The 12,278-nt window shown below is 39.8% G+C and carries 11 protein-coding genes; 9 read left to right on the forward strand and 2 right to left on the reverse strand.

Features of this window, described 5'->3' with window-relative positions:
* The first annotated feature begins 337 nt into the window (after window positions 1-337).
* The 5 genes from AEA09_RS19210 to AEA09_RS19230 all read left to right on the forward strand — a co-directional run bounded on the left by AEA09_RS19210 (window position 338) and on the right by AEA09_RS19230 (window position 5,487).
* Window positions 338-1,675 carry an FAD-dependent oxidoreductase gene (locus tag AEA09_RS19210; RefSeq protein WP_053585576.1) on the forward strand — a complete coding sequence of 446 codons (1,338 nt, stop codon included), beginning with the start codon at window positions 338-340 and terminating at the stop codon, window positions 1,673-1,675.
* Window positions 1,676-1,808: 133 nt separating this feature from the next.
* Window positions 1,809-2,282, forward strand: coding sequence for a glutathione peroxidase (locus AEA09_RS19215; protein ID WP_053585577.1), 474 nt, complete (start codon window positions 1,809-1,811; stop codon window positions 2,280-2,282).
* A 221-nt stretch (window positions 2,283-2,503) separates the two neighbouring features.
* Window positions 2,504-3,271, forward strand: coding sequence for an ABC transporter ATP-binding protein (locus AEA09_RS19220; RefSeq protein ID WP_053585578.1), 768 nt, complete (start codon window positions 2,504-2,506; stop codon window positions 3,269-3,271).
* On the forward strand, window positions 3,258-5,126 hold the full coding sequence (locus tag AEA09_RS19225) for an FtsX-like permease family protein (RefSeq protein ID WP_053585579.1): 1,869 nt from the start codon (window positions 3,258-3,260) through the stop codon (window positions 5,124-5,126). The genes AEA09_RS19220 and AEA09_RS19225 overlap by 14 nt, the downstream gene beginning before the upstream one ends.
* Window position 5,127: 1 nt before the next feature.
* Window positions 5,128-5,487: a YxeA family protein gene (locus AEA09_RS19230; RefSeq protein WP_053585580.1), complete on the forward strand. Its 360-nt coding sequence runs from the start codon at window positions 5,128-5,130 to the stop codon at window positions 5,485-5,487.
* Window positions 5,488-5,584: 97 nt separating this feature from the next.
* Here the strand turns inward: AEA09_RS19230 and AEA09_RS19235 are convergent, their stop codons facing one another.
* Both AEA09_RS19235 and AEA09_RS19240 read right to left on the reverse strand, forming a co-directional pair.
* Window positions 5,585-6,979 carry a HAMP domain-containing sensor histidine kinase gene (locus AEA09_RS19235; protein WP_053585581.1) on the reverse strand — a complete coding sequence of 465 codons (1,395 nt, stop codon included), beginning with the start codon at window positions 6,977-6,979 and terminating at the stop codon, window positions 5,585-5,587.
* A gap of 15 nt (window positions 6,980-6,994) precedes the next feature.
* Window positions 6,995-7,711, reverse strand: a complete 717-nt coding sequence (locus AEA09_RS19240; RefSeq protein WP_053585582.1) for a response regulator transcription factor — start codon at window positions 7,709-7,711, stop codon at window positions 6,995-6,997.
* A 527-nt stretch (window positions 7,712-8,238) separates the two neighbouring features.
* Between AEA09_RS19240 and AEA09_RS19245 the strand changes: the two genes are divergently transcribed.
* From AEA09_RS19245 to AEA09_RS19260, 4 genes are all read left to right on the forward strand, one after another.
* The gene (locus AEA09_RS19245) at window positions 8,239-8,805 is read left to right on the forward strand and encodes a sigma-70 family RNA polymerase sigma factor (protein WP_245622918.1); all 567 of its coding nucleotides are present in this window, start codon (window positions 8,239-8,241) and stop codon (window positions 8,803-8,805) included.
* Window positions 8,802-9,833 carry a DUF4179 domain-containing protein gene (locus tag AEA09_RS19250; RefSeq protein WP_053585584.1) on the forward strand — a complete coding sequence of 344 codons (1,032 nt, stop codon included), beginning with the start codon at window positions 8,802-8,804 and terminating at the stop codon, window positions 9,831-9,833. Before AEA09_RS19245 ends, AEA09_RS19250 begins: the two co-directional genes overlap by 4 nt.
* A gap of 186 nt (window positions 9,834-10,019) precedes the next feature.
* A complete protein-coding gene (locus AEA09_RS19255) occupies window positions 10,020-10,634 on the forward strand; it encodes a PH domain-containing protein (protein ID WP_053585585.1) in 615 nt (204 codons plus the stop codon).
* Window positions 10,635-10,751: 117 nt separating this feature from the next.
* Window positions 10,752-12,113: an acetamidase/formamidase family protein gene (locus AEA09_RS19260; protein WP_053585586.1), complete on the forward strand. Its 1,362-nt coding sequence runs from the start codon at window positions 10,752-10,754 to the stop codon at window positions 12,111-12,113.
* The last annotated feature ends 165 nt before the right edge of the window (window positions 12,114-12,278 follow it).

Raw genomic sequence — 12,278 nt, forward strand, 5'->3', positions numbered from 1 at the left:
AAACCGTCTCTATTCATAGAGACGGTTTTTTATTACGTGAATTTGGGAATATGATTGTTGAGGAAGGGACAGAATTGAAGTGAATTTGCTTCAATTGTTACGTCGCGATTTTAGTGCGGTTTTTGATTAGTATTGTCACGGGGTATGATGATATGCTTAGAATTATCATGGCAGTTATTTCATATTGTAATAGTCCGGCTGATGGATGGGAGATAACGGTGTGACACTCAGTGCTAGGGATACGCTTTAAATAACGATTATGAATGCTAGTCGTTTTGTACATATTGTACATATCGGAAAACTTGTTTGTACCAAGAAACTTAAGGGGGCATGTAGGATGAAATACGTAATTATCGGGGGAGATGCGGCTGGTATGACAGCTGCAATGGAAATATACCGTAATGTACCGGGGGCAGAAATTACATCGGTAGAGCGCGGATTTATTTACTCGTACGGGCAATGCGGGCTACCGTATGTGGTGGATGGACGGATTTCATCGACGAAGCGCTTAATTGCAAGAGATGTAGCAACGTTTCGTGATAAGTATGGCATTGATGCACTTGTTGGACATGAGGTAGAGCGTATCGATGTGGAAAAGCAATGTGTAATAGGTACAGACTTAGCATCTGGTGAACAATTTGAAATTCCCTATGATAAGCTCCTTATTGCCACTGGGGCAGATCCTGTAATGTCAGTGAAAAAGGGTGCAGATCTAGCGGGTGTGCATATGGTCAAAACGATTCCGATGCTGGAAGATTTATTGGCCGATTTAACACCAGATATTAAGCATGCGACGATTATCGGTGGGGGCTATATTGGTCTTGAAATGGCGGAAACGCTGCAAGCAAGTGGTAAAAAAGTACGACTGATTCAACGTAGTGGCTATGTGGCCAAGTTTTTAGATAAAGAGCTTGCACAGCATGTCCATGAGGAAGCGAAGAAGCAGGGTGTCGAAGTACTATTAAATACATCGGTAGAGGCGTTTGAAGGCAAGGTGCGTGTCGAGCGAGTTGTTACGAAGGAAGGTACATTTGATACCGATTTAGTCATTGTGGCGACAGGGATTCAACCTAATACACAATTCTTAAAAGATACAGGCATTGTGCTAGCGAAAAATGGAGCTGTCATTGTTAATCGTCATTTAGAAACATCAATCGAAAATATTTATGCAGCCGGTGACTGTGCGATGCATTTTAATATTGTGAAGGATCGTTTAGATTATGTACCGCTTGGAACAACGGCAAATAAGCACGGTCGTGTAGCGGGACTCAATATGTCAGGGAAATTTGCTTCGTTTCGCGGTATTGTCGGAACGTCGATCATGAAGTTTTTTGATTTGTCAGTTGCTTCTACAGGCATTAATGAGGACACTGCGAAGCAACTTGGTTTTGAATACGAGGCGTTTAAATATTCGGCGCGCCATATTGCGGGCTATTATCCTGGTGCTCAGCGGATGTTCATCAAAATTGTAGTGCGAAAGCGTGACCAACAGCTACTAGGAGCACAAATTATAGGTCCTGCTGGTGTCGATAAACGCATTGATGTGTTTGCAACGGCTTTATATAACAAGATGACATTACCAGATTTACTCGATCTTGACCTAGCGTATGCCCCGCCATTTAACGGTGTGTGGGATCCATTACAACAAGTGGCGAGGATAAACGGACGGTTATAATGAGTGAACGCCGTAATCGTAGGGGTTATGGCGTTTTTATGTAGGCGTATGCTCTTAAAATTGAAGCATAACAAGTAGAATGGCTATGATTAAATGAGCTTTTAACGGAACTGAATGATACGGGGGGAACTAGATGAGTATATATGATATCTCTGCCAAATTAGAAGACGGTACACAATATAGTTTAGAACGCTACAGGGGTCAAGTGATGCTTATTGTGAATACGGCGTCAAAATGTGGCTTTACACCACAATTCGAGGAATTAGAAGCGCTGTATAAGAAATATAAGAACGAGGGTTTTGTCGTACTTGGCTTCCCATCGAATCAGTTTAAGCAAGAAGTGGCAACAGCAGAAGAGGCAGCGTCACAATGTCGCATGTCATATGGTGTGACGTTCCCGATGCATGAAATTGTAAAGGTCAATGGCAAGGACGCGCACCCTGTTTTTGATTTTGTGACGTCCCATTCAAAAGGTATTCTCGGAAAGAGTGTTAAATGGAATTTCACAAAGTTTTTAGTGGGTCCTGATGGTGAAGTTGTGGCTCGATTTGGCTCAACAGATAAACCTAGCAGCTTTGAGGATGAAATTAAAAAAATATTGGGATAGATAATCGAAGAAAGGATTCATGCACAGCTTGTGCGTGAATCCTTTTTTGCTGTTCTTTGTAAGGTTGATGTCGATAATTTTACAAAGTTAGGCGATAAACCCGGGAAGTATTCTAATAAACAGAAATTATTTAAGGTTTTTGTAAGCTTGCGACAAATTTACTGTAAGTTTGTGTAGCTATACTGTAGTCAGAAGTATTTCAAAGAAGAGGTGAGCTACAAATGACTGCATTATTAAAAGTACAAAATGTGAAAAAAGTATACGGAAAAGGCGCAAATATATTTACGGCGCTTTCAAATATAACGTTTGAGGTTGAAAAGGGTGAGTTTGTGGGTGTGATGGGGCCTTCGGGTGCCGGGAAATCGACGTTACTGAACGTCCTTGCAACGATTGATACGCCAACATCAGGCGACATCGTCATTGGCGATGTGAATTTGGCACGTATGAAGGATGCTGAGTTAGCCGATTTTCGCCGTGATAATTTAGGATTTATTTTTCAAGATTACAATTTGCTCGATTCGTTAACGGTACGAGAAAATATTGTGTTACCACTGGCTATAGCAAAGGTACCAACGAAGGAAATTAACAAACGAGTAGAGCACATTGCAAGGCTATTTGGTATTAGCGATCTATTGGATAAATATCCTTATCAAATATCAGGGGGGCAAAAGCAACGTACCGCATCATCTCGCGCGCTTGTTACAGAGCCACAGCTCATTTATGCGGATGAACCAACAGGTGCGCTCGATTCAAAATCAGCAACCGATTTACTGGAAAGTCTGAGTGATTTAAATAAATCACAATCCTCAACAATTATGATGGTGACGCACGATGCGTATGCGGCAAGTTTCTGTCAGCGCATTCTATTTATTCAAGACGGGCAGTTATCGAAAGAAATCCACCGTGGGACACAAACACGCAAGCAATTTTTCCAAGAGATCCTACAGGTGCTAGCGGGCATCGGAGGTGAGGTTAATGACGTTATTTAGTTTAGCTCAGAAAAATATTCAACGGAATTTATCGAATTACTTTTTATATATTGCCTCCATGGTGTTCAGTATCGTTATTTACTTTACGTTTGTGACGCTGAAATACAATGATGAAATTTCGACATTGACTGGTACATCGCAAAAAATCCAAGGACTGATGAATGCATCGTCAATTATTTTACTGTTCTTTATTGTCATTTTCATTGCTTATTCGAATTCGTTTTTCATGAAGAAACGTAAAAAAGAAGTGGCGCTCTATTCATTACTAGGTGTGCGTAAGCAAAAAATTGGCTTAATGCTATTTTTTGAAAACCTTGTCATTGGGTTTATGTCACTTGTACTAGGAATTATTATTGGATTTTTAATGTCGAAAATTTTACTTACAATTTTAGTACGCTTAATGGGCTATGAGGTCGTGGCGAATTTAACATTTTCGGGACAGGCTGTACTAAATACTTTAGTAGTTTTCGCTATTTTGTTCCTATTCACATCGTTGCAGGGTTACCGTGTCATTTATCAATTTAAGTTGATTGATTTATTTCACGCGGAGAAACAGGGCGAAAAAATGCCTCGTTCGTCTATTTTTACAGCAATAGTAGGTACTATATTTGTCGTATGTGGCTACTACACTTCAATGTCCGATATTTTCACAAGTCCAATTTGGAAGCTCTTTGGAATCAGTACGCCATTATTGGTTATTGGGGTAACAATTGCTGGAACGTATTTATTGTTCCATAGTGTGAGTGTATTTGTGTTAACGGCGCTGAAAAAGGCGACAGCGTGGTCGTGGAAGGGACTTAACTTAATCGGTGTATCTCAACTACTTTATCGAATTCGAGCAAACGCAAAGTCGCTATCGATTATAGCGATTTTAAGTGCGACGACGATTACAGCTGGTGGTGCAGCATTTGGTCTTTACTATAATGTTGAGAATACGGTACGCCAGGCAATGCCGAATACTTTCATGTGGAAGGGAGATTCAGTCGATTTTTCACAAAAGGATGTTGTATATAATGAGGCATTAAACGTGAAAAATTTACGCGTGGATAATGAATATGCCTTTTTTGAATACACATTAATGAGGGAATCAGATTACAATCATTTAGCAAAGTTACAGGGATTAGACCGCCAGCTGAGCATAGACGAAGGCAAGGCGATTTTATTCGATTCTACTTATGATGAACGTTTCTCATATGATTTTACGGGTGAGGAATTCAAATTAGAAAGTGGAGAGTCTTTCTATGTTGAAAAAATGTATACGGATAGTGTATTGAACTTTATTCCGGCGGGTACGGTGCTTGTCGTGAATGATCATGAGTTTACTAAGGCCACTGCTGAGGATGTTGTTATGCGGGTTGTTGGCATGAATAATGATTTGAAACAACAAGCTGTATCAAAGGACATTTACAATCAATTATCATCAGAGCAACAAGAATGGTTTTCTAGTGTGCCTCAAAGCTATGAAGAGAGCATGGCTGGCATTGGTTCATTACTATTCGTGGGTAGCTTCTTAGGGCTTGTATTCCTAACGGCTACAGGGAGCATTATTTATTTTAAAATTTTAACTGAAGCGGAAGAAGATCAAGCGAAATATGCAATCTTAAATAAAATTGGTGTTAATGGAAAGCAAATGGTCAAAACAATTGCTGGGCAGGTAGCTGTTATTTTCGGTGCACCACTCATTGTCGGCATACTGCATGGCGCCTTTGCGTTAACGGCATTTTCACAGCTATTTGACACGGACATTACAAAACCAGTAATCATTTGGATGCTGGCATACACAGCGATCTATGCTGTTTACTACACCTTTACAGTGCGTTCATTTTATAAAATTGTAAAACAAGGAGCAAACTAATATGAAAAAAGTATATTTCGGGGTTGGCGCCTTATTTATCCTATTTATAGCGGGGCTAATGACATTAATGACAGTCGATTTTAATCGTTTAAATAAGGATTACTATTATTTGCAAATTACGACAGAGGGCGAAGTAGAAGAATATAAATTAGACTCAGGTGAGATAGCTAAGACGTATTGGTACGAGCTACCGTCTTATAATGAGGACGGGAAGGAGCATACATTGAAATTTTCTGCCACCAAAAATTTACGTAACGATGCTTATTTAAAACTGTATGTGAAAGACGGCAATGAAGTAACTTCTTACAATGAAGTACAGTTCGATGAAATCCCCAAAAAAGCTCAGGAACAATTAAAATAGTACATTAAAAAGCCTCGGAGATTCCGAGGCTTTTTTAATGGGATAGAATGAACGAATTATTTATTACAGTGACAATGATAAAGCAGTGGTGAATCCGTTAAGATTCCCTCTGCTTTGTTGTTAAATGAATACTAACAGTAGTGCCTTCGTTTTCCTTTGAAGTAATAGAAACAGAACCTCCATGTGCTTCAATAATATCGCGGGCAATAGCAGTACCGAGTCCTGTACCTAAGGTATGCGCTGTATTCGTGCCACGATAATATCGTTCGAAAATATGTTCAAGATCGTCTGCTGCAATACCATTGCCATTATCAGAAATGATGATGGAATTTGTATCAACATGTACTTTTACCTCAACATCTTGTGCGTTGTGGAGCAATGAATTATATAAAAAGTTCACGATAGCTCGTCGCATAAAATGAGCATCAATACAATGTGTAATGCTATCAGCGGAGGCGTCAAATTCAATATTAGCATGCTCGTACTGCGGCATATTGAGCGTATCAATTACGATTTCTCGTGTGAATTGCACGATATTGATGTTACTTAGCTGCAATGGTAGTTGCTTGTGGCGAAGGCGCATCGTTAAATTTAAGTCATCCAGTAGATTTTGCATATGAAGTGATTGTTTTTCGATAATGCATGCATATTCTTCTTGTTCGTCCTCTGATAAATTGCCATCGCGTAAAAGTTCAGCATACCCACGAATCGAGGCAAGTGGTGTTTTCATATCATGTGACACATTACTAATCCATTCTTCGCGCATTACTTCCAGACGCTTTCGTTCCATTTCATGTGCGGCCAGTTCGCTAGATACCTCATTTAAATTAGAGATAACGGGTTTATATAGACCTTTTGGTGTTTTTACTTGTGTATGCTTGCGGTTTTTTAAATGTTGAATTTGTTCGATTAGCGCATAGAGCGGCTTCGTCAATGCACGACCAAAAAACCAACCAACGAGCGCTGTCACGAGCAAATCAGCAATGATAATAGCTAAGCCGAACTTCCCAAGTAACTGTAAAAAGGATGAAGTTGAAAGGTGCCATACCACGCGCGTCACATTGCTATTTTGAATACCAATTAAATAGCTTAATTCATCCTGTCCTCCAACATAAACAGTTGTTGTCGGATCAATTTCTCGGTATTTATAAGTTTGGATTAAATCGATCGGCGAGTAGTGTGCTAAGGCATTATCCGGCACATTATGCCCGCCAATCATGTCCCCGTTTTGATTGAGGACTTGTATCCATGCCTTCTGTTCCCTTAATAGCTGTAAACCCTTGTCATCAAAGAAAACCTCGCCGTTTTGAAGGTGAATGTATTGCCCGAAATCTCGTGCAAATTGCTCGTTATTAGTGATTTCTGGAGATTGGAAATTCGTCGTTTGCTGATACACGATAAGGCCGATAAAAATAGCTGTGTTGACGAAAATGACAATGATAGCAATGGATAATACAGATAGTAAAAATTGTACAGTGAGTCTCCATTTCACAACAGACGGACCTCCTTATTTTGCAATAACAAATTTATAGCCCAATCCTTTAACAGTAGTGATGAAAACAGGGTTAGAAGGTTCATTTTCCACCTTTTCACGTAGTCGCCGAATATGCACCATGACGGTATTATCGGAGCCGTAAAAATCCTCACCCCATACACGTTCAAATAAAGTTTCCTTACTTAAAATTCGGTTCGGATTGTGCATAAAGCAAGCCATTAAGCCGACTTCCTTGGCCGTGAGCTCAAGTAAAACGCCGTCTTTATGTACTTCCGTTTCATCAGCGTTCATCGAAAATGGGCCAACTTCTATTACGTCTTTTTCTGTATCAAGAATAAGCGTGGTGTCTTGGGCCTGGTAACCAGCTCGGCGCAGTTGTGCCTTAACGCGATAAGCGACTTCTTTCGGGCTAAAAGGCTTAGTGATGTAATCATCACCGCCGATTGCTAGTCCTAAAATTTTATCTATTTCCTCTGTTTTGGCTGACATAAAGAGCACCGGCACATGTGAATTCTCACGAATACGGCGACATAAATCATAACCTTCACCGTCTGGCAGCATGACGTCGAGTAATACAATGTCTGGGTTTTTCGTTTGAAAGAGTGTCCATGCCTCAGAAATTGTCCCCGCGGTGAAAATATATTTGAAACCTTCTTTTTGAAGGCTTACTTTTAGGAGATTGGCTAAATCCGCCTCATCGTCTACGACTAAAATGATTGTTTCTTGCATATTGTTTCGCTCCATTCTTTAGTAAGTTTGATTATAAATGATAATTTCCCTAAAGACGAAAAGTAGACAAAGCAAGGGATTCCTGATTTAAGCAAACTTTAGCTGTTGTACTTATCTCTATAATAAAGAATATCCAACTTATGGGTAATTACCAAATCATGTACTTTACTTATAATAAACCCTACTTTATGCAAGCGCATGGAACGGAAGGCGGGGACTCCTAGGGGATTAGCGAGCAACTTGAGACCCTGCAGGAGCGTAGCGACGAAGCGGCTCAAGGCTCGTCCCCTGGAAAGCGTCCGCCTGTAGTGGAATGTGCTATCAAGTACAGATTTTGGTGTAGAGCCCAACTTATACATAAAGATTTTACAAAATAACTGAGAGTTTTTGCTAGCAAGCTTCGATATAGTAAGTGAAAAAGCTTNCAACTTATACATAAAGATTTTACAAAATAACTGAGAGTTTTTGCTAGCAAGCTTCGATATAGTAAGTGAAAAAGCTTTTTCGACTTAAATAAAGGAGGCGAAATGATGCGATGTCATACTAAAAATTTCATTAGCCGTTTACAAAAACAAAAAGAAGATGCGCTTGAATATGTGATTGAGCATTATTCAGGTTTTGTGCATGCCATTGCCTATAAGGTTCTCTCTAGCATTAGCAAGGACGCGATTGACGACTGTGTCAATGATGTGTTTTTAGCGGTTTGGCAAAATGCCAAGCAATTTAAAGGAGAACCGGAAGATTTTAAAAAATGGATGGGGATGCTGACGAAATATAAAGCGATCGATCTATTTCGCAAGCTTGAAAAACAACAAGCACGAGAGCAAGGGGACGAGGAGCTTACGCAAAAGCCAGGTCAAAGAGATGTGCAGGAAGAGCTTGTGAATAAAGAGCAAAGAAATGATTTGCTACTGGCAATTAGTCAATTAGAAAGTATTGATCGGGATATTTTCATGATGAAATACTACTTACAACTATCCAATATTGAAATTGCAGAGGCACTTCATTTATCGAAGGCGGCTGTTGAAAACCGACTATACCGTGGAAAGAAAAAGTTAGCAACGAAGATTCAGTTAAAGGAGGCATTAACATGACGAAAACTCATAAAGATTGGTTGGATTTAAATGTGGATAACATTGAGCCAATGGATTTATCCACAGTTCAAAAGGTACATCTTAAACAAACGATTTTAAAGAAGACAACGAAAAAGCGTATGCCGAAATGGGTTCGTCATATAGCAGCAGCTGCAATTATTGGTATTAGTACTGTGACAACCATTAATTTCGCTTTTCCAACGCTAGCTTCACAAATTCCATTTATGAAAAATATTATTAGCTATTTTGATAATACAGGTACGATGTTTGAGAATTTTGGGAACTACGCAACAGAAATAGGACAAGTGCAAACGAGTAATGGTATATCTATGATGATTGAAAGTGCTGTGTATGACGGCACATCTGTGACGATTTCTTATGCACTTGAAACAGACATTGATTTAGGCATCCATCCGTTTATTGGTGGGGATTTTATGGATTTCAAAGGCTCTGTAGGGAGTGGTGGAGGTAGTCGCCTTGAAAAGGTAAGCGATACTAAATATGCTGGATACGCTAATTTAACACCACATTTTAATAAGGAGGCACCTGATGAAATTGAAATATCGTGGAAGCCTCAATCATTTATTAATATGACGACAAATGCAGAGGTGAAAGGCGAATGGGCATTCCAATTTTCAGTGTCAAAGCTTACAGGAGCAATACAGCTAGTGAATGAAGTTGTGACAAATTATGATGTGACAGCTAAATTTAAAACGCTTGTAAAAAACGATATGACAACAGTGATTCATTACGAGTATGCTGTTAAATCAGACTTACTGAAAGAATGGCCATTCATTTCTATACATTTTGATGAACTCCGGGACAATCTCGGCAATTTGTATACTGTTAGTGGAAATGGAGCATTTAGTAAGGATGATGGAATTTCTTATCAAACAAGTGCTACAGTGCAAGCTATCGACCCAGCAGCTACATCTTTAACATTTGTTCCTGAAATCTACTTCTCCTTGGGTTCAGGAAAAGGTATGGAAATAAAGGAAATGGACCCAGTGACAATTAATTTAGAATAACCACTCAAAAGGACCTTGTGCGAGTTACTGCACAAGGTCCTTTAATATTCTACTCGCTCAACAGGGTCATCAAGAAGCTCAACTTCAGCAGAAAATGGTTTTATTTTAAGGTATTAATAGTCTTTAATGAAACTTTCCCTAAATACAAAACGTATCATTGGTAATGATAATTTAGGAGGAATGGCAATGTTTAAAAAACTAGCAGCTGATGCACTTGGGCTTTCGGATATAGGCGTAGTAGTACCGCGAGAGGATTTTGATAAAACCGATGCAGATGATTTTATTTTGCATGAGCTTGATGAAAAGATTTATTTTTTGATCAAGACAAAGGCAGATGAATACTGCTTTACAAATCGTGCACTTATTCATGTGGATGGTGCAAATGCGGTGAGCAAAAAACGTATGCTACGCCGTTACGACTATTCAGTTTGTAAAATTAGTGATGTTTTCCTAGAAACGGCAGGAACTATTGACCTTGATGTCGAAATTAAGTTTATAATCGATAAAAATCCATTGTCGATTGATATTCATAAGCGTTTTATTAACGAGATTAAAGACCTATACAAGGCGTTACATGCTATTAGTTATGAACAACAGCAAAATGCTTACAAGCTTGGGATAGCGGAGAAGAGCCTAAACATTGCGTCAGCATCAATGGGGCGCATAGGGAATGACTCCATTTCACCGGCTTCGTCATTCAAGGAAATTACGAGCTTCGCAAACAAATGGATGATCGACCACAAGGACAAATATGTAAAAGAAGATTTCTCACATGTCTTCGACTTGTACATTAATAATTAATGGCTATTGCTCTCTGCTCATTAAGTAGAGAGCTCTCTTTTATCCTTGTGTAGGGAACAAATAACTAGATAGTAAAATCATTACATAAAAAATATAGGATTAGGAGCGATTGAAAAAATGACAAACGGATTGCAAGTGCTTGAAGGGACTAAACAAGTTGAAAGCGAAGAAATAGTAGATAAACCGCAAGCCGTCGAAACATTATTTGTGAATGAATATATAGATGGCATTTTAGATCCACAAAAGGAAATGCTAGGCCCTTTAAAGGATGGTGGCACGATTATCGCTAATACTGCACCGGGGTGTTGGGGACCGATGATTACACCGACAATTCGTGGTGGACATGAGGTAACAAAGCCTGTGTTTATTGAAGGAGCAGAAGTGGGCGATGCAATAGTTATCAAGATTAAGTCTATACAGGTAACTTCAATGGCGACTTCTTCGGGACATGATGAAGCGATTATTGATCGTTTTATTGGTGATCCATTTGTATCGGTGAAATGTCCTGGCTGTGGAAAATTACATCCACGTACAGTTGTCAGCGGCATTGGCGCGCAGGCAATTCGCTGTGCGACATGTAACACAGAAACATCTCCATTTAAAATGACGAATGGTTACACAATGGTGCTCAATCATAAAAGCGATTTAGGGATAACGGTTGGGCGTGAAGGTGCACGCCGCATTGCCCTCGATGCAAAAAATTATATGCGTACGCCTGAAAACTCCGTGCAAAATCCAGTGGTGGCATTGGCGCCGAGTGATTTAGTTGGTGTGATGGCGAGAATGCGTCCATTCTTAGGGCAGCTGGGTACAACCCCTTCGAAGGCCATGCCAGACTCGCATAATGCCGGTGATTTTGGTTCATTTTTAGTGGGCGCACCGCATGAATATGCATTTACTCAAGCTGAGCTAGATATGCATCGTACAGACGGCCATATGGATATAAGTCGTGTACGCGAAGGTGCGACGATTATTTGTCCAGTGAAGGTGCCAGGAGGCGGTTTGTATATTGGTGATATGCACGCGATGCAAGGCGACGGCGAAATAGCAGGTCATACGACGGATGTAGCGGGCATTGTACAGCTACAAGTGAGTGTCTTGAAGAAAGTTGCTTTAGAAGGGCCAATACTCCTTCCAAATGAAGAGGATTTACCTTATACGGCAAAGCCATTTACCAAAGAAGAAAAACGCCGTGCACGTGAATTAGCAGAAGAATATGGTGTGAAGCAGATTGAGGATGTATTCCCCGTGTCTGTCGTTGGGTCGGGTACGACTTTAAATGAGGCAACGGATAATGCACTTGGACGTGCTGCTCGATTATTTGAAATGACCGTACCAGAAGTCATGAACCGAGCAACAATTACGGGCTCGATTGAAATTGGACGTCATCCGGGTGTTGTGACAGCAACTTTCCAAGTTCCGAAAACAATCCTGAAAAAAGCGCGCATTTATAAGCCAGTGAAAAAACAATATGATTAAGTATCCTAGCCTATTCACATTTGTGGATAGGCTATTTATATGGGATCCGCGTATATTTTCATAGTTTGTGCAGATAAGCATAGATCCTATTTTTGTCAGAAATGTGACAATTTAAAATTGTAATCTACTTAATCATTGGTATAATAAGAAAATGGAAATAACAGT

The organism is Lysinibacillus contaminans (genome assembly GCF_001278945.1).
Taxonomy (GTDB): Bacteria; Bacillota; Bacilli; order Bacillales_A; family Planococcaceae; genus Lysinibacillus; species Lysinibacillus contaminans.